This window comes from Aureimonas pseudogalii, assembly GCF_014196835.1.
GTDB classification, from domain to species: Bacteria; Pseudomonadota; Alphaproteobacteria; order Rhizobiales; family Rhizobiaceae; genus Aureimonas; species Aureimonas pseudogalii.
The window spans coordinates 203,578-221,349 of the sequence record NZ_JACIEK010000002.1; the positions used below are offsets into that span (position 1 = coordinate 203,578).

At 69.0% G+C, this 17,772-nt stretch carries 17 protein-coding genes; 8 read left to right on the forward strand and 9 right to left on the reverse strand.

The window, feature by feature from the left end:
- Positions 1 to 70: 70 nt before the first annotated feature.
- Positions 71 to 1,249 carry an NAD-dependent epimerase/dehydratase family protein gene (locus GGR04_RS07520; RefSeq protein ID WP_183199228.1) on the forward strand — a complete coding sequence of 393 codons (1,179 nt, stop codon included), beginning with the start codon at positions 71 to 73 and terminating at the stop codon, positions 1,247 to 1,249.
- Between the two features lie 13 nt (positions 1,250 to 1,262).
- On the opposite strand, the gene hmuQ is transcribed toward GGR04_RS07520, so the two are convergent.
- A complete protein-coding gene (hmuQ, locus tag GGR04_RS07525; protein ID WP_183199229.1) occupies positions 1,263 to 1,586 on the reverse strand; it encodes a heme-degrading protein HmuQ in 324 nt (107 codons plus the stop codon).
- Positions 1,587 to 1,927: 341 nt separating this feature from the next.
- Here hmuQ and GGR04_RS07530 point away from each other — a divergent pair, with 341 nt between their 5' ends.
- Positions 1,928 to 2,746: a lytic murein transglycosylase gene (locus GGR04_RS07530; RefSeq protein WP_183199230.1), complete on the forward strand. Its 819-nt coding sequence runs from the start codon at positions 1,928 to 1,930 to the stop codon at positions 2,744 to 2,746.
- Positions 2,747 to 2,843: 97 nt separating this feature from the next.
- Here the strand turns inward: GGR04_RS07530 and GGR04_RS07535 are convergent, their stop codons facing one another.
- Both GGR04_RS07535 and GGR04_RS07540 read right to left on the reverse strand, forming a co-directional pair.
- Positions 2,844 to 3,578, reverse strand: a complete 735-nt coding sequence (locus tag GGR04_RS07535) for a glutathione S-transferase (protein WP_183199231.1) — start codon at positions 3,576 to 3,578, stop codon at positions 2,844 to 2,846.
- 76 nt (positions 3,579 to 3,654) lie between these two features.
- Positions 3,655 to 4,770, reverse strand: coding sequence for a catalase family protein (locus GGR04_RS07540; protein WP_183199232.1), 1,116 nt, complete (start codon positions 4,768 to 4,770; stop codon positions 3,655 to 3,657).
- Positions 4,771 to 5,026: 256 nt separating this feature from the next.
- Between GGR04_RS07540 and GGR04_RS07545 the strand changes: the two genes are divergently transcribed.
- The 5 genes from GGR04_RS07545 to GGR04_RS07565 all read left to right on the forward strand — a co-directional run bounded on the left by GGR04_RS07545 (position 5,027) and on the right by GGR04_RS07565 (position 10,921).
- Positions 5,027 to 6,613 carry a peptide ABC transporter substrate-binding protein gene (locus tag GGR04_RS07545; protein WP_376769833.1) on the forward strand — a complete coding sequence of 529 codons (1,587 nt, stop codon included), beginning with the start codon at positions 5,027 to 5,029 and terminating at the stop codon, positions 6,611 to 6,613.
- A gap of 308 nt (positions 6,614 to 6,921) precedes the next feature.
- A complete protein-coding gene (locus GGR04_RS07550) occupies positions 6,922 to 7,845 on the forward strand; it encodes an ABC transporter permease subunit (protein WP_183199234.1) in 924 nt (307 codons plus the stop codon).
- On the forward strand, positions 7,842 to 8,762 hold the full coding sequence (locus GGR04_RS07555; protein ID WP_183199235.1) for an ABC transporter permease: 921 nt from the start codon (positions 7,842 to 7,844) through the stop codon (positions 8,760 to 8,762). Before GGR04_RS07550 ends, GGR04_RS07555 begins: the two co-directional genes overlap by 4 nt.
- 4 nt (positions 8,763 to 8,766) lie before the next feature.
- Positions 8,767 to 9,852, forward strand: coding sequence for an ABC transporter ATP-binding protein (locus GGR04_RS07560; RefSeq protein ID WP_183199236.1), 1,086 nt, complete (start codon positions 8,767 to 8,769; stop codon positions 9,850 to 9,852).
- Positions 9,845 to 10,921 carry an ABC transporter ATP-binding protein gene (locus GGR04_RS07565; RefSeq protein WP_183199237.1) on the forward strand — a complete coding sequence of 359 codons (1,077 nt, stop codon included), beginning with the start codon at positions 9,845 to 9,847 and terminating at the stop codon, positions 10,919 to 10,921. The genes GGR04_RS07560 and GGR04_RS07565 overlap by 8 nt, the downstream gene beginning before the upstream one ends.
- A gap of 198 nt (positions 10,922 to 11,119) precedes the next feature.
- Here GGR04_RS07565 and GGR04_RS07570 read toward each other — a convergent pair whose 3' ends face one another.
- The 5 genes from GGR04_RS07570 to GGR04_RS07590 all read right to left on the reverse strand — a co-directional run bounded on the left by GGR04_RS07570 (position 11,120) and on the right by GGR04_RS07590 (position 14,647).
- Positions 11,120 to 11,320 (reverse strand): type II toxin-antitoxin system HicA family toxin, encoded by a 201-nt coding sequence (locus GGR04_RS07570; RefSeq protein ID WP_183199238.1) that lies wholly within the window; start codon positions 11,318 to 11,320, stop codon positions 11,120 to 11,122.
- A complete protein-coding gene (locus GGR04_RS07575) occupies positions 11,320 to 11,568 on the reverse strand; it encodes a DUF1902 domain-containing protein (protein ID WP_183199239.1) in 249 nt (82 codons plus the stop codon). Before GGR04_RS07575 ends, GGR04_RS07570 begins: the two co-directional genes overlap by 1 nt.
- Before the next feature lie 69 nt (positions 11,569 to 11,637).
- Positions 11,638 to 12,432: an ATP-binding cassette domain-containing protein gene (locus tag GGR04_RS07580; RefSeq protein ID WP_183199240.1), complete on the reverse strand. Its 795-nt coding sequence runs from the start codon at positions 12,430 to 12,432 to the stop codon at positions 11,638 to 11,640.
- Positions 12,432 to 13,511 carry an ABC transporter permease gene (locus GGR04_RS07585; RefSeq protein ID WP_183199241.1) on the reverse strand — a complete coding sequence of 360 codons (1,080 nt, stop codon included), beginning with the start codon at positions 13,509 to 13,511 and terminating at the stop codon, positions 12,432 to 12,434. The genes GGR04_RS07580 and GGR04_RS07585 overlap by 1 nt, the downstream gene beginning before the upstream one ends.
- Before the next feature lie 110 nt (positions 13,512 to 13,621).
- Complete coding sequence (locus GGR04_RS07590; RefSeq protein ID WP_376769837.1) at positions 13,622 to 14,647, reverse strand: sugar ABC transporter substrate-binding protein; 1,026 nt, start codon at positions 14,645 to 14,647, stop codon at positions 13,622 to 13,624.
- A 243-nt stretch (positions 14,648 to 14,890) separates the two neighbouring features.
- Here GGR04_RS07590 and GGR04_RS07595 point away from each other — a divergent pair, with 243 nt between their 5' ends.
- Complete coding sequence (locus tag GGR04_RS07595; RefSeq protein ID WP_183199242.1) at positions 14,891 to 16,117, forward strand: ROK family transcriptional regulator; 1,227 nt, start codon at positions 14,891 to 14,893, stop codon at positions 16,115 to 16,117.
- A gap of 12 nt (positions 16,118 to 16,129) precedes the next feature.
- Here GGR04_RS07595 and GGR04_RS07600 read toward each other — a convergent pair whose 3' ends face one another.
- Positions 16,130 to 17,749, reverse strand: coding sequence for a bifunctional metallophosphatase/5'-nucleotidase (locus GGR04_RS07600; protein ID WP_183199243.1), 1,620 nt, complete (start codon positions 17,747 to 17,749; stop codon positions 16,130 to 16,132).
- Between the last annotated feature and the right edge of the window lie 23 nt (positions 17,750 to 17,772).

The window sequence follows — 17,772 nt, forward strand, 5'->3', positions numbered from 1 at the left end:
ATGCTAGAGCTTGCGCCACAGAGTTGCGTCAAGGGCGCATGCGACCGTCAGTTCAGAGGTTCATCCGGTCATGAAGGTCATCATTCTCGGCGGCGACGGCTTCTGCGGCTGGGCGACGTCGCTGCATCTCTCGGCCGAGGGGCACGCCGTCACCATCGTCGACAATCTCGTGCGCCGGCGCACCGACGTCGAGCTCGGCGCCGAGAGCCTGACGCCGATCCGCGGGATCGAGGAGCGCCTGCAGGCTTGGCGCGAGACGCGCAACACGCCGATCGACTTCGTGGAGCTCGACGTCGCCAAGGACTACGATCGCCTGGAGCAGCTCTTTCGCGACGTGCAGCCCGACGCCATCGTGCATTTCGCCGAGCAGCGCGCCGCGCCCTACTCGATGAAATCGCCCTGGCACAAGCGCTACACGGTGGACAACAACGTCAACGCCACCTCGGCGGTGCTCTGCGCCATGGTGGAGGCCTGCCCCGACGCCCATCTCGTGCATCTCGGCACGATGGGGGTCTATGGCTACGGCAAGACCAAGGGCATGACGATCCCGGAAGGCTACATCGACGCGACGCTGCGCTCGGGCGGCGCCGAGGCGAATGTCGAGATCCTCTATCCCGTCGATCCCGGCTCGATCTACCACATGACGAAGACGCTCGATCAGCTGCTCTTCCTCTACTACGCCAAGAACGACGGCTTGCGGATCACCGACCTGCACCAGGGCATCGTCTGGGGCACCTCGACGCCCGAGACCGACCTCGACGAGCGCCTCGTCAACCGCTTCGACTACGACGGCGACTACGGCACGGTGCTCAACCGCTTCCTGTGCCAGGCCGCGATCGGCCACCCGCTCACGGTGCATGGCAGCGGCGGGCAGACGCGCGCCTTCATTCACATCCGCGACACCGTGCGCTGCATCGCGCTGGCGATCCAGGCGCCGCCCGAGCGCGGCGAGCGCGTCCACATCATGAACCAGATGACCGAGACGCACCGGGTGCGCGACCTCGCCGCCATGATCTCGGGCATGACCGGCGTTCCCGTCGAGATGCAGGACAATCCGCGCAAGGAGATGGCCGAGAACGATCTCGTGGTCGCCAACGATTCGCTGATCAAGCTGGGGCTGGAGCCGACGAGGCTCTCCGACGGGCTGATGGAGGAGGTGCTCCACATCGCCGCCCGCTACCGCGATCGGTGCGACGAGAGCCGCATCGTGTGCTCCTCGCTCTGGGTGAAGCCGATCGCCGCCGAGTAGCGCGACGACGCCCTCAGCTCGCGGGCGCTTCGATCGTCTGGATCACCTCGAAGCCCTCGAACTCGGGATGGCCGAGATAGAGCGGCTTCGTGCCGCCGGCGCCGCGGTGCGAGGCGCGGAAGGCCTCGGACGTCGTCCAGCCCTCGAAGGCTTGCTTCGAGGCCCAGACCGTGTGCGAGGAATAGAGGCGGTGGTCCTCGCGCTCGGGCCCCTTCAGCATGTGGAAGACCTGGAAGCCCGGCACGGTGGCGAGATGCGACTGGCGCTCGCGCCACAGCGTCTCGAAGGCCTCGGCCTCCGCCTTGATGACCTTGAAGCGGTTCATCGCGATGTACATAGGCGTCTCCTGTTATTCCCGATCCATCATAGGCTACGAGCCGCCCGCGGCCAGCCGCCTCCCGTGCGCAATCGGGCGAGGCCGCGGCCGGCTCTCGCAATGGTCCGTCGCGAAGACGTGAAGCGTTGGCGCGTAGATTGTGCCACCGAGTGTCGCAAGCCCGCACTACGCAAACGCTTTCTTCTTGTTTACTCCCGCAAGGAATGAAGCCTTGCCGCGGCTCCCGCGCGCGCACGGCGCCGTCGCCATAGGCGGCTGCCGGTCCCGCACGGCCGCGCGTCCGCCTCCGGCCCTCGCATGCGAGGGGTCGGGAGCCCCCATTTTCGAAGAAAGGACCGCTCATGTCCCTCCTGAAGACCCTCAAGGCCGCCGCGATCACCGGCATGCTCCTCGCCGGCGCCACCCCCGCGCTGGCGCAGAGCTGCGGCAATTCCTCGGCCGGCTTCGCGCCCTGGCTCGCCTCGTTCAAGAGCCAGGCGGCCGGCCAGGGCATCTCGCAGGGCACGCTCGAGACCGCGCTCGGCGACGTCACCTACGATTCCAAGGTGATCGGCCTCGATCGCAACCAGAAGAGCTTCAAGCTCTCGCTCGACGCCTTCATGGAGCGCCGCGCGCCCGCTTCCTTCGTCAAGAAGGGCAAGGGCATCATCGCCCAGAACCGTGACCTCCTCAACCGCATCGAGCAGCGCTACGGCGTCCAGAAGGAGATCCTCGTCGCCATCTGGGGCATGGAGACGGGCTTCGGCGCCAATTCCGGCAACATGAACATCTTCCGCTCGCTGGCGACGCTCTCCTACGACTGCCGCCGCTCCGACTTCTTCACCGAAGAGCTCATGGCCGCGCTGAAGATCGTGGAGCGCGGCGACAAGCGCGCCTCCGACATGAAGGGCGCCTGGGCCGGCGAGATCGGGCAGACGCAGTTCCTCGCCAAGAACTACCTGCTCTACGCCGTGGACTTCGACGGCGACGGCCGCCGCGACCTCATCCGCTCGAAGGCCGACGTTCTGGCCTCCACCGCCAACTTCCTGAAGCAGCACGGCTGGGTGGCGGGCGCCGGCTACAATCCGGGCGAGCCCAACTTCGCCCGCCTCGTCGACTGGAACCGCGCCACGGTCTACCAGCAGGGCCTCGCACTCTTCGCCTCCAAGCTGACGAACTGAGAGCAGCGACGGTTCGGACGCATGAAGGGGGCGGCGACGCCCCTTTTTTCGTGGGGGACGATCGCGGGCCGCCGATCCCCGTTGGCCGCGCGTCGGCTTACGCCCCGTCGAGCTCGGGATAGCGGCGGAAGATGCCGTCCTCGTTGAAGGGGATGCGGCGGGGGCTGGCGAGGTAGGCGGCGAGGCGCGGCTCGGCGGCGACGCGGTCGCGCAAGGCGACGACGAGCGGATGCGCGCCCTCGATCGCGGCCATCGCGCGCGGAAAGGCGTAGCGCAGCCCCTCCACCGCCTGGAAGAGCCCGAGATCGGCATGGGTGAGGGCGTCGCCGACGAGATGGTCCGGCCCGGCCGGGTTGTTGGCGAGCAGCGCTTCGTACCAGCCGAGGAACTTCGGCAGGCGCTCGCGCCGGAACTCGCTCGCACGGCGCAGCGCCTCCGGCTTCTGGTCCTCGTAGTAAAGCGAGGTGCCCACGGGATGATGCGTGTCGTGGACCTCTGCGACGAGATCGGCGGTGGTGAGCGCCACCGACCGCGCGAAGAGCCGGTCGGCCGGGTCGGCCGGCGCGAGGCCCAGGCGCTCGCCGCAATAGGCCGCGATCTCGGCGGCCTGCGAGATCACGATCTCGCCGTGGACGAGAAAGGGCGGTGCGAAGGGGATGCGGTGGCTCCCGCGCCCCTCGACGATCGCCAGCATGGCGGCGACGCCGCCGCCCTCCGATTCTGGCAGCCGCGCCATGTCGCGATAGTCGGCGCCGCCGGCTTCCAGCACCAGCCGCGCGAACTCGCCGCGGCCGGGGATCGTCGGCCAGTAGTAGAGATCGTATTCGGCCATGTTCGCCACTTCCTCGCCAAAGGGTCGATCCTAGCAGGAGCGGCCCCTTGGGGTCCAAGTCTCGGCCGGGAGAACCTCAATCGGGAAGGCCGGTGTCGGCGGCGCTCGCCGGCTCGTGGATCGGGCAGCGGTTGAAGCGGGCGCGAAACTCACCGGACATTTCGTAGGCGGGCTTGCGCACGCGCATTACCGAGCCGAGCGGGCGATGTTCGGTGATGCCGTGCCAGGGCGAAAACGCCATGGCGTCGTCGACCGCCTTCGACCGCGCCTCGTTCCAGGCGTCCTGCGGCGCCACGCGCAGGCGCGCCACCGCCACGTGCGGGCTCTTCTCCTCAGGCCAGACCACCGAGGAATCCTCGAGCGGCATCGTCTCGGGGTCGGTGAGAAGCTGCACCCGCAGCTCCCACTCGCCGCCGCCGCCCGCGAAATGGTCGTTCAGCTCCTCGCGCAACGCGTCGGGCCGCCCGCGGGTCGTGACCTTTTCGCCTGAGTGGTCGAGGAGGTTGGCCGAGACCGGGGCGACGGAGAGCTTGGCCATGTAGGGGCCGTAGAGGAGGGGCACCTGCGTGTGGAACGTGTCGCCGAGCGGATGGGTGTTCGGATGGCCGCCGAGCGACAGGAGCGTCGGGCTCTCGCCGCCCGCCGCCTCTACCAGCGTCTCGGCGCCGCGCAGCGCGGCGGAGGCGACCTTCTTAAGCACCTGCGGCGTGTCGGTGGTGGCGGCGAGCAGCTTCAGGCTGGAAAGAAAGGCCTTGGCGGTGGGCGCGGAGAAGGCCGGCCCGTTGATCATCACGAAGTCCTGCGTGTTGGCGCCTTCCGACCCCTCCAGCCGCTCGCCCTCGACGCCGATGATCTTCAGCGCGAGGCCGCGCGGCACCGAGATGGAATCGTCGAGGATGTCGCCGGGATTGGTGGAGAAGCGCAGCACCGCGTCGTAGCGCGCGCCCTCGCGGAAAATGCCCTGCGCATAGGCCTCCGGCAGGTTGCCGTAGACCTCGAGCTCGCCGCGCAGGAGCCCGTGGCTCTTGGCGTGGACCGAGCGCACGGAATGGCCGTAGTCGTTCGCGGTGATTTCGAGGATCTTGCGCATCTGGTCGACGATGGCCTGCGCTGTCTCTGCCTCGTCCTCCTCGAGGATCTCGAAGGCGGGATCGTAGGGGATGGGCTTGGCGGCGGGTTCGTGCTGCGGCATCGCGAATATCGGCTCCCAAATCGATCGGGCGCGACCGGATCGCGCACAGGGTTTAGAACGTCTCGAAACGGGATCGCGTTCCCCGAAACCCTGCGCGAGCGGGGCCGGCGGGCCGATCGCGCGTTGCGACATCGCGCGCCGTGCGCGGCTAGTGCCTACGAATTCATCTTTCGTCCGCTGGACAAACGGTCGTTCACGATGATTGATGCCTGCATCCGGCGCCTCCGGGGCGCCCCTCTCCACGGAGGTCCGAACCTTGACCCTTCACCTGCGATCCCTCGTCAGTGCCGCCTCTCTCGTCGCGCTCCTCGGCGTCGGCGCCGCCGATGCCGCCCAGCTCAACCTGCACAATGGTGGCGACGTCACCTCGCTCGATCCGCAGAAGCTCTCGGGCGATTGGGAGGACCGGGTCGCCGGCGACATCTTCGAGGGGCTGACCACGGAAGACGCCAAGGCTGAGCCGGTCGCCGGACAGGCCGAGAGCTGGACGATCTCGCCGGACGGGCTCGTCTACACGTTCAAGCTGCGGCCGGGCATCAAGTGGTCGGACGGAGTGCCGGTGAAGGCTTCGGACTTCGTCTTCGCCTTCAAGCGGCTGATGGACCCCAAGACAGCCGCCGAATATGCCTATCTGCAATATACGATCAAGAATGCCGAGGCGATCAACAAGGGCGAGATCGCCGATCTCGACCAGCTCGGCGTCCGGGCGATCGACGACGCGACGCTGGAGATCACGCTGGAGAAGCCGACGCCCTACTTCCTCGGCGCGCTCACCCACTACACCGCCTATCCGCTGCCCGAGCACCTGATCCGAGAGAAGGGCGACGCCTGGGTGCAGGTCGGCAACATCGTGACCAACGGCCCCTACAAGCCGGTGGAATGGGTGCCGGGCAGCCATGTGCTCACCCAGAAGAACCCGCAATGGTACGGCGCGGCCGACCTGAAGATCGACGGCGTCAAGTTCTTCACGCTGGAAGACACGGCCGCAGCCTTGCGCCGCTACCGCGCCGGCGAGTTCGACATCCTCACCCAGTTCCCGACCGACCAGTATGCCTGGCTGCAGGAGAACATGCCGGGGCAGGCGCATGTCGCCCCCTTCGCCGGCCTCTACTACTACGTGATGAACTCCACCAAGCCGCCCTTCGACAACCCGAAGGTGCGCCGCGCGCTCTCGATGAGCGTCTATCGCGAGGTGATCGGCCCGAAGATCCTCGGCACGGGCGAACTGCCCGCCTATGGCTGGGTGCCGCCGGGCATCGCCAATTACGAGGGGCCGGAGGTCAAGGTCGACTGGGCCGACAAGCCCTATCCCGAGAAGATGGCCGAGGCCGGCAAGCTCCTGGCCGAGGCCGGCTACGGGCCGGACAAGCCGCTGACCATCCAGCTGCGCTACAACACCGACGACAACCACAAGCGTCTGGCGGTGGCCATCGCCTCGATGTGGAAGCCGCTCGGCGTCAACGTGGAGCTCCTCAACACCGAGGTGAAGGTGCATTATGCCGAGCTGCGGCAGGGCAACTTCCAGGTGGCGCGCGCCGGCTGGCTCGCCGACTACAACGATGCCGACAACTTCCTCAATCTCCTGAAGTCCGGCGTCGAGATGAACTACGGCCAATGGTCGAACCCCGACTACGACAAGCTCCTGAACGAGGCGGCCGGGACCACCGACATGCCCGCCCGCGCCAAGCTCCTGAAGCAGGCCGAGAAGATCGCGGTCGATGCCGACGCCGCGATCCCGATCTACTACTACGCCTCGCGCTCGGTGGTCTCGCCGAAGATCTCGGGCTACGAGGACAACGCCTTCGACAAGCACCGCACGCGCTGGCTCGCCAAGGCCGAGTGAGGCGCGGCCGGGCGACGCCTGTCGCCCGCCGCCCCCGGCGGTGAGGTCGCGGGCCATCGCGAGGGAGGGCTCGGGCCCGACGCCCGGGCCTTCGGCAGATCCGCCCGGCGGCTCCAGCCGCGGCGATCTCGCGGCGTCGGCCCCTGACACCTGCGAGCCCGCAGCCCGCAGCCCGTCCCGTCGCGGCAGGGCTGACAGCCGTCGCTCGTCCCGCTCGATCGCTTCTCTCCCGACACCCCATGCCGGGGCCCGTTTTGGCCCTCCTCGCGTCGCCTCGCGGCGCGCCAACTCCCGGAGGGGACAAGCCCATGCTGTCCTTCGCCCTTCGCCGTCTCCTGACGGCGATCCCGGTGGTGCTGATCGCCGTCACCGCCTGCTTCTTCATCCTGCGGCTCGCCCCCGGCGGCCCGTTCGACCAGGAGCGTGCGCTGCCGCCCGACATCCTCGCCAATCTGCGCGCCTACTATCATCTCGATCAGCCGCTCTTCGCGCAGTACCTCTCCTATCTCGCGGGGCTCGTACGCGGTGATCTCGGGCCGTCCTTCGTCACGAAGGACTTCACGGTGGCCGAGCAGATCGCCATCGGCCTGCCCTACACGCTGATCCTCGGCGGCGCGGCGCTCATTGTCGCGACGCTCATCGGGGTCGCGGCCGGCATCTTCGGCGCGCTCTACCAGAACCGGGCGGGCGACTACGCCATCGCGGCGGTGATCATGATCGGCGTCGTGGTGCCCAACTTCCTGGTGGCGCCCATCCTGCAGCTCGTCTTCGGCATCCAGCTCGGCTGGCTGCCGGTGGGTGGCTGGGGCGACGGGTCCTGGCCCTTCCTCGTGCTGCCGGTCTTCGTGCTGGCCTTTCCCCATGCCGGCCGCATCTCGCGGCTGATGCGCGGCTCGATGATCGAGGTGCTCAACGCCAACTTCATCCGCACCGCCAGGGCCAAGGGCATCGGCGCGCGGCGCATGGTGATGCGCCATGCCCTCAAGCCCGCGCTGACGCCGGTGGTCTCCTATCTCGGTCCCGCCGCCGGCTATCTCCTCACCGGCTCGATCGTCATCGAGGAGATCTTCGGCATTCCCGGCATCGGGCGCTACTTCATCCAGGCGGCGCTCAACCGCGACTACGGCATGGTGCTCGGCACGGTGGTCTTCTACATGCTGCTCATCGTCCTCCTGAACCTCCTCGTCGATCTCGCCTATGCCTGGCTCGACCCGCGGGTGCGCACGCGATGACCCTCTTCGTCACCAAGCGCGAGGCGCTGGAGCCCTTCGCCGCGCATGAGGCCGAGGCGATGCACGGGCGCCCGCGTTCGCTGACGCGCGACGCGATGCGCCGGCTCATGGCCAACAAGGCGGCGGTCGTCTCGCTCGCGGTCTTTGCGGTGATCGTCGTGGCGGCGATCGCCGGCCCTTGGGTGATTCCCCACGACTACGAGACGCCGGACTGGGCGGCCTTCGGCGCGCCGCCTTCATGGGAGAGCGGCCACTGGTTCGGCACCGACCAGAACGGGCGCGACCTCCTGGCGCGCACGCTCTACGGCACCCGCGTCTCGCTCACCGTGGCGCTCATCGCCACGACGGTCTCGGTGCTCGTCGGCATCCTCTACGGCGCGGTGTCGGGCTTCGTCGGCGGGCGCGTCGACCAGGCGATGATGCGCTTCGTCGACGTCATGTACGCGCTGCCCTACATCCTCTTCGTCATTCTCCTGATGGTGATCTTCGGGCGCAACGTCTACCTGCTCTTCGCCGCGATCGGCCTCCTGGAATGGCTGACCATGGCGCGCATCGTGCGCGGGCAGACCCTCTCCCTGAAGGAGCGCGAGTTCGTGGAGGCGGCGCGCGCCTCCGGCGTCTCGACCTTCACGATCATCCGCCGCCACATCGTGCCCAATCTCGTGGGGCCGGTGGTGATCTTCGCCTCGCTCACCATCCCCGAGATCATCGTCACCGAGAGCTTCCTCTCCTATCTCGGCTTCGGCGTGCAGGAGCCGCTGACCTCGCTCGGCACGCTGATCTCGGAAGGGGCCAACGTTCTCGAGGTCCTGCCCTGGCTGCTGCTCTTTCCCGGCGGCGTCCTCGTGTCGCTGCTCCTGGCGCTCGCCTTCATCGGCGACGGCCTGCGCGACGCCTTCGACCCGAAGGACCGGTGATTTCATGCTCAAGACCCAAACCTCCGGGGGTGGCGACACGCCGCTCCTGCAGCTCACCGACTATTCCATCCGCTTCGCGACGCCCGACGGCGAGGTGCAGGCGGTCAGCGACGTCGATCTTATGGTCACCGCCGGCGAGACGCTGGCGATCGTCGGCGAATCGGGTTCCGGAAAGTCGCAGTGCTTCAACGGCGTCTTCGGGCTCCTGGCGCGCAACGGGCGCGCGAGCGGCGCGGCGCGGCTGGAGGGCACCGACCTTCTGGCGCTGAAACCCGCGGCGCTCGACCGGTTTCGCGGCCGCGACATGGCGATGGTGTTCCAGGATCCGATGACCGCGCTCAACCCGGCGATGAAGATCCGCCGCCAGCTCGCCGAGACGCTGGAGGTGCATCGCGGTCTGAAGCGCCGCGAGGCCGAGGCGGAGGCGCTTTCTATGCTGAAGCGCGTCGGCATTCCCGACGCCGAGCGGCGCATCGAGCAATATCCGCACGAGCTTTCGGGCGGCATGCGCCAGCGCGTGGTGATCGCCATGGCGCTGCTCTGCCGGCCGAAGATCATCGTCGCCGACGAGCCGACCACGGCGCTCGATGTCACCATCCAGGCGCAGATCCTCGAACTCTTCGCCGAGCTGACGGCGGGCTCGGGCACGGCGCTCGTTCTCATCACGCACGATCTCGGCGTCGTCGCCGGCGTCGCCGACCGGATCGCCGTGATGTATGCGGGCCGCATCGTCGAGGAGGGCGAGGTCGGCGAGGTCTTCGCCGCGCCCGCCCATCCCTACACGGCGGCGCTCCTCGCCTCGATCCCGCGCGTCGATCGCGACGCCGGCGCGGTGGAGCCGATCCCCGGCCGCCCGCCCAATCTCGTCCGCCCGCCCGCCGGCTGCGCCTTCCACCCGCGCTGCGGCTTCGCGGTGGAGCGCTGCACCGCGGAGCGCCCGCCGCTGGAAGCGGTGTCGCAATCAGCCCGCCCGGACGTGCATCGCCGCGCTGCCTGCTGGCGGCCCTTCGTCGATGTCGCCCGCGGGACCGGCTATGGCACCGTGAATGAAACCGGCTCCGGTTCCATCGGGGAGACCTCCCATGTCTGATCTCGCCATCTCCGACGGGCCGGCGACCCCCGGCGCGCCGCTTCTCGACGTGCAGCACCTCTCGACGCGCTTCTCGGTGAAGGGCAAGGGCCTCTTCGCCAAGCGCCAGTCGCTGACGGCGGTGGACGACGTGTCCTTTTTCGTGCGCGAGGGCGAGACGCTCGGCATCGTCGGCGAGTCCGGCTGCGGCAAGTCCACGCTCGGGCGCTCGATCCTGCGGCTGATCGAGCCGAGCGAGGGCCGCGTCGTCTGGTCCGGGCGCTCGCTCACCGAGCTTTCGCCGGCCGAGATGCGCCGCGCGCGGCGCGACCTCTCGATCATCTTCCAGGATCCGATCGCCTCGCTCGACCCGCGCATGACCGTGGGCGACATCATCGACGAGCCGCTGCGCGTCGCCGAGCCCGCGATGACGAAGGTCGAGCGCCGCGCCCGCATCCAGACCGTGATGGGCGAGGTCGGGCTCGTGCCCGAGATGATCAATCGCTATCCGCACGAGTTCTCGGGTGGCCAGGCGCAGCGCATCGGCATCGCGCGGGCGATCGTCACCGAGCCGAAGCTCATCGTCTGCGACGAGCCGGTCTCGGCGCTCGACGTCTCGATCCAGGCGCAGATCGTCAATCTCCTGGCCGATCTTCGCCGGCGCCGCGGCCTGACGCTGATCTTCATCAGCCACGATCTCTCGGTGGTGCGCCTCGTCTGCGACCGTATCCTCGTGCTCTATCTCGGCCGCGTCGTGGAGCTCGGCGCGCGGGCCGACGTGTTCGACCGCCCGGCGCACCCCTATGCGCGCGCGCTGCTTTCGGCCGCGCCGATCCCCGATCCGCGCATCGCCCGCCACCGCAAGCGCCTGGTCCTCGCCGGCGATCCGCCCTCGCCGGTGAACCCGCCCTCGGGGTGCGCCTTCCGCACCCGCTGCCCGATCGCCGAGCCGATCTGCGCGAGCGAACGCCCGGCGCTTCGCCATGTCGCCGCCGGCCACGAGGCCGCCTGCCACTTCGCGGGCGAAGAGGCGGCGCGGCGCATGCGGGCGGTGGAGGCCCCGGCGCTGGCGGAGGTGGCGGCGGGGTAGGGGGTGGTCAACGCAGGAGGATGCCCACGGGCGGACGGCGCCGGTCGCCGTCGACTCCCGCGTTCCGACCGTCACAACAACAGCTGGTCACAGGGTGGAGCGTAGAGCTAGGGTCCTGCTCTGCCCGTTCTTCCACCGGCAAGCGACCAGGGACCTTCGGCTTGTCGGGACCGATCCGGTCCGCTGCGCGCGGCAGTGTCAAAAGGCTTTCGGCAGGCCGGCCTGCTTTAGGATCGCATTCGCGGTGTGCCGGCTGGCGACGCCCACCTGCACGGGGAACGTCCGCTCGGTGAGCGGGCTTCGCCAGATCTCATGACTGCCCTTTCCCTGGCGCAGGAACTCGCAGCCGCCAGCGAGAAGGTGTTCGCGCAAACTCCGGTCGAACGTGCGCGGTGCCATCAGGCCGCCGGCCGGTGCTCGATCTCCTGAAGGGCGGTGATCTGGAGGAAGACGCCGGCGCGATCGAGATCGGGATGGTTGTCGGGAAGGACGTCGGCGGCCATCGCAGAGACGCGTGCGAGAAGTTCGTCGAGCGTCGCGCCCTCGGCCGCCGCGGGAATGGCGTCGCAGCTCCCCGTCCAGACCTGGGCCTCGTCGTCCCAGCGGGCGGACACGGTGAAGATCGTCGGGCGTATCGTCGTCGGCATGTCGGGCTCCGTCGCGCTCTCCCAGGCAGGATAGCCCGCGCGGAAGAGCTTGCACAGAAGGCGACCCGCTCAGGCCGCCATCATCTCGGCTTCCGGGGCCTTGGCGCCGGTCATCAGCGCCACGGCGTCGGACATGGTGATGGATTTCGGATCGACCACGCAGAGCCGCTTCGACAGGCGGTGGATGTGGATGCGGTCGGCGATCTCGAAGACATGCGGCATGTTGTGCGAGATCAGGACGATCGGCAGGCCGCGCGAGCGCACCTCGAGGATGAGGTCGAGCACCTTGCGGCTCTCCTTCACGCCGAGCGCGGCGGTGGGCTCGTCGAGGATCAGCACCTTCGAGCCGAAGGCCGCGGCGCGCGCCACCGCCACGCCCTGGCGCTGGCCGCCCGACAGCGTCTCCACCGGCTGGTCGATGTTCTGGATCGTCATCAGTCCGAGCTCGGAGAGCTTCTCGCGGGCGATCTTGCGCATCGCCGGCTTGTCGAGCATGCGCAGGTACTGGCCGGCGAAGCCCTTGCGGCGCATCTCGCGCCCGAGGAACATGTTGTCGGCGATGGAGAGCGCCGGCGAGAGGGCGAGCTGCTGGTAGACCGTCTCGATGCCCGAATCGCGCGCCGCCTGCGGGTTGGCGAAGGCGACGGGCTGGCCGTCGAGCCGGATCTCGCCGCCGTCGGGGATCACGGCGCCCGAGAGCGCCTTGATCAGCGTCGACTTGCCGGCGCCGTTGTCGCCGATCACCGCGAGGATCTCGCCGGGGTAGAGGTCGAAGTCGCCGTTGTCGATGGCGACGACGCGGCCGTAGCGCTTCTGCAGGCCGCGGGCCTGGAGGACGGGGGTGGTGCCGAGAACCTTGGACATCAGGCCGAGACCTTCCGGATCCACTGGTCGGATGCGACCGCCAGGATGATGAGCGCGCCCACCGTGAGGCGGGTCCATTGCGGGTCGGTGCCGTAGATGCGCAGGCCCATGGCGAAGACGCCGACGATGAGCGCGCCCACCAGCGTGCCGAGCACCGAGCCGCGCCCGCCGAAGAGCGAGGTGCCGCCGATGACGACGGCGGTGATCGCCTGGATGTTGGCCTCATAGCCCGAGGTCGGCGACACCGAGCCGATGCGCCCGATCAGAGCCCAGCCGGCGAAGCCACAGATGAGGCCCGACACCGCGTAGACCGAGATCAGCACCTTGTTGGAGCGAATGCCCGAGAGGCGCGCGGCGTCCTCGTCGTCGCCCACGGCATAGACGTGGCGGCCCCAGGCCGTGTGGTTGAGGATGTAGTAGAACAGCGCCACCAGCAGCAGCACGCTGACCACCGCATAGGTGAAGACGGCGCCGCCGATCTGGAAGGTACGCCCGAGAAACTGCATGAGCGGGGCCGCGGCCTCGACGTCCTGCGCCCGGATCGTGGCGTTCTGGGTGTAGATGAAATTGACGGCCTCGTAGACGAACCAGGTGCCGAGCGTCACGATGAAGGGCGGCAGGCGCACCTTGGCGATGAGCACGCCGTTGAGCGCGCCGCAGGCCGTGCCGACGGCCAAGCCCGCGAAGAGCGCCAGCGGCGCGGGAACGCCGTTCACCACCGCGAGATTGCCCATCACCACCGAGGACAGGACCATGATGGCGCCGACCGAGAGGTCGATGCCGGCGGTGAGGATGATCAGCGTCTGCGCGACGCCGACGATGCCCACGATCGCCACCTGCTGCAGGATCAGCGTCATGGTGAAGGCGTTGAAGAATCGCCCGCCGATGAGGACGCCGAAGACGCCGATGCCGCAGAGCAGCACGATCACCGGCACCATGGTGGGGTTGGCGTGGAGGAAGTGCTGCAGGTGCTGGAGCGGCGTGCGCTTCTGGCGGGCGGAGAAGTCGGCGACGCGCGTGTCGCTTCGCGCGAGCCCCGCCTCGAAGTCGCTGCCCTTCTGGGGTGTGGTGTCGGTCATCGGGCCGCGAGCTCCCTGGCGCTGAGGGTCGGTGGGGGCCGGGCGCGCGCGATGCGGTCCGGCCGGTCAGCGGGGGCGGCGCGCGGGCGAACCGCCGCCGCCGTGGGGTCTCAGCCCCAGCAGGCCTTGGCCGCGGCGGCCGAGTCCATCGACGTGACGCCGGTGACGGCGCTGTCGGTGACGAGATCGACGCCGGTGTTGGTGATCTCGAGGCCTTCCGAGGCCTTCGGCTTCTCGCCGGATTCGGCGAAGCGCTTCACCGCCTCGACGCCCATCGCCGCCATCTTCAGCGGATACTGCATCGAGGTGGCGCCGATCACGCCGGCCTTGACGTTGGCGATGCCGGGGCAGCCGCCATCCACCGAGACGATCGTCACCTTGTCGGCGACGCCGAGGCTCTTCAGCGCCTCGTAGGCCCCGGCGGCGGCCGGCTCGTTGATCGTGTAGACGAGGTTGATCGACGGATCCTTCTGGAGAAGGTTCTCCATCGCGGTGCGCCCGCCCTCCTCGTTGCCGTTGGTGATGTCGTGGCCGACGATGCGGGCGTCCTGTTCGTCGCCCACCACGTCCTTGTTCTTCACGTCGATGCCGAAGCCCTCCATGAAGCCCTGGTCGCGCAGCACGGCGACCGAGGGCTGCTGCGGCGTCAGGTCGAGGAAGGCGATCTTCGCGTTGGCCGCTTCCGCGCCCATCTTGGCCTTGGCCCACTGGCCGATGAGGACGCCTGCCTCGTAATTGTCGGTGGCGAAGGTGGCGTCGGCCGAGGTCAGCGGCTCCAGCGGCGTGTCGAGGGCGATGGTGATGAGGCCGGCGGCACGTGCCTTCTCGATCGAGGGCACGATGCCCTTGGTGTCGGAGGCGGCGATCAGGATGCCCTTGGCGCCCGCCGCGATGCAGCTCTCGATGGCCTGCACCTGGCTGTCGGAATCACCGTCGACACGGCCGGCATAGGACTGCAGGTTGATGCCGAGCTCCTTGGCCTTGGCCTCGGCGCCCTCCTTCATCTTGACGAAGAAGGGGTTGGTGTCGGTCTTGGTGATCAGGCACACGGTCATCGGCGACTGTGCCGAGGCGGCGCCGGCCAGCGCGAGAGTGCCGAGGGTGCCGAGCGCGGCGGTGGCGAAGAGATGGCGCAGGTTCAAAGGATGAGTCCTCCCGGAATGAAACGGATGCCGACTGCCTTTTTCGTTCCATGACGAGGCGAGCACGGCCGACGCAGCCTCCTCGCTGGTCGATCGCGGCCATCCAACACACGCCTTACGATTCTGTCAATCGATAACTCATGAGGATTTATTTATTGACAGAATCCTCCGTCGGTGTCGAAACTCCTGCGGCAATCCGGCACCCAGACCGGAGCCGGAGGGCGGGAGCGAGACGCGATGGATGAAGCGGTGCGTCCGGCGGGAGAGGGGCGCCCGAGCGACGACGACGAGCGGCTGCGCGGCTCGAACCAGGCGGGCCTGCGCGCCCACAACGAGCGCGCCGTGCTCTCGCTCATCCGTCGCCACGGCGAACTCGCCAAGTCCGAGATCGCGCGCCTCTCCGGCCTGTCGCCGCAGACCGCCTCCGTGATCATGCGCTCGCTCGAGAACGACGGGCTGGTGCTGCCGGGCGAGCCGCGGCGCGGGCGGGTCGGTCAGCCCTCGGTGCCGATGCGCCTCAACCCGGACGGTGCCTTCTCGCTCGGCCTCAAGCTTGGCCGGCGCACGAGCGAGATGGTGCTGATGGATTTCGTCGGCCGCGTGCGCGAGAGCCGCGCCATCCTCTACCGCTTCCCGCGCTACGCGGAGGTGCTCGCCTTCGTGACGGACGCGGCCGACGCGCTGCGCGCCACGTTGCCGCCGCTCCTGCGCCGGCGCCTGTCGGGCCTCGGCGTCGGCCTGCCCTTCGAGCTCTGGGCCTGGGGCGAGGCGCATGGCGCGCCGCCCGGCGAAATGGAGGAATGGCGCCGGCCCGATTTCGCGGGTGAGCTGGAGCGCGCCACCGGCGAGGCGGTGTTCCTCGCCAACGACGTCACCGCCGCCTGCGGCGCCGAGCAGGCCTTCGGCACCGGCGTCTCCTCGCACTACGTCTATTTCTTCGTCGGCGCCTTCGTCGGCGGGGGCATCGTCATCGACGGCAGCCTCGTTTCGGGGCGCACCGGCAATGCCGGGGCGCTCGGCTCGATGCTGGTGCCGGCGCGCGAGGGACGTCAGCGCCAGCTCGTCCACGTCGCCTCGATCCACGTGCTCGAGCGGCTGCTGGAGGAGGCCGGGCGCTCGGGCGTCGAGCTCTGGCGCAAGGACGCCGACTGGAGCGACCTCGGCGTCCATCTCGACGCATGGATCGCCATCGCCGCCGAGGGGCTGGCGCATGCGATCGCCGGGGCGGTGGCGGTCTACGATTTCGAGAAGGCGGTGATCGACGGCAGCTTTCCCGCCGGCGTGCGCCGCCGCCTCACCGAGGCGACGGCCGATGCGCTCGCCCGGCTCGACCTGCAGGGCCTGCCGCCGGTGGCGGTGGCCGAGGGCACGATCGGGCGCTCGGCGCGCGAGGTCGGCTCGGCGAGCCTGCCCTTCTTCGCCAAGTTCCTGCTCGACCACCGGGTGCTGCTGGCCGAGCGTTGAGAGCGCCGGCGGCTACTCGACCTCGCGGATGCGCCCGTCGACATACGGGGCATAGGCGGCGCCACCGGCCTGGAGATAGGCGACCACCGCGTCCTCCATGTTCGGCCCGTAGTCGTAGGCGTTGCGGCCCTTCTCGGTGAAGATCTTGTAGCCGTCGCCGCCGCCGCGCAGGAAGTTGTTGGAGACGACGGTGTAGGTCGCCGCCAGGTCGATCGGCACGAAGGCTCCGGCGGCGTCCTTCACGCGCACGGCCTTCACGCGGTCCACCCCCGGCGTGCCCTTGCGCGACCAGTCGAACTGCAGCCCGGCGACCTGCGGGAAGCGCCCGGCCGTGTCCTCGACCTGGGAGACGCCGTTCTCCAGCGCCGCCACGATGTCGGCGCCGGTCAGCTGGAAGGTGGCGAGCGTGTTCTGGAAGGGCAGCACGGTGAGGATCTCGCCCATCGTGATCTCGCCCCCGTCGATCGAGGCGCGCACGTTGCCGCCGTTGCCGATGGCGATCGTCACGCCCTGATCCTTCGTGCGATCGAGGATGGCGTCGGCGACGAGATTGCCCATGGCGCACTCGCCGACCCGGCAGGTGTCGCGCGACCCGTCGATCGGCGCCGCAGCGCGCGCCACCACCTTCGAGCGGATCTCCTCCAGCGGCACCGCCAGCTCGGCGACGCGCGCCTTCACCCCGGCATCCTCGAGCACCGAGGCGTCGAGGAGGATCGGCGCGCCCTCGGCCTTCGTCACCGCGCCGGCCTCGTCGAAGGTGAGGGTGATCTTGCCGAGATATTTCGAATAGGCGTAGGCCTGCACGATCGGCACGTCGCGCCCGTCCGGCCCCTTCACGAGCGTTGGATAGGGCCCCGCCGCCTTCGGGTCGGTGGAGGAGAGGAGCGTGTGCGAGTGGCCGCCGACGATCGCGTCGATCCCCGGCACGGCCGCGGCGAGGCGCTTGTCCTCCTCGTAGCCGGAATGGCTGAGCAGGATGATCTTCGTGACGCCCTCGCTCGTCAGCCTCTCGGCCTCGCGGCGCGCCGCTTCCACCGGATCGGTGAAGTCGATCGACTTGCCGGCCGCCGTCAGCTCTTGGTTATCGCGCGGGGTGAGGCCGATGAGGCCGATGCGCTCGCCGCCCTTCTCGACGATCGTCGAGGGCTTCACGAGCGCGGCGAGCGCGGGCTCGCGCACGAGGTCGGCGTTCGCCATCAGCATCGGAAAGTGCACCGCGCCCGCGAACGCCTGGATCACCGGCACGCCGTCGTCGAACTCGTGGTTGCCCACCGCCATCGCCTCGAAGCCGATGCGGTTCATGAACTCGGCGGAATCCTTGTCCCTGTAGAACGTGTAGAAGAGCGAGCCCTGGCTCTGGTCGCCGGCATCCACCAGCAGCACCGGGGTCGAGCCGGCCGCGGCGCGCTCCGCGGCCACCGCCGAGGCGATGCGCGCGATGCCGCCGAAGCACGCCTTCTCCTCGGCTTCCTTCGCCGAGCAGGGGCCGTCGTATTTGTTGATCGGCTCCATGCGCGAGTGGAAGTCGTTGATGTGGAGGATCGTCAGGTCGAAGGCCGCGGCCGGCGTGGATCCGATGCCGCCGAGGGCGGTTCCGGCAAGGAGGGCGAGCGCGAGGGCGGGAGATTTCATCGGCGAGACCTTCGGATCGGTTG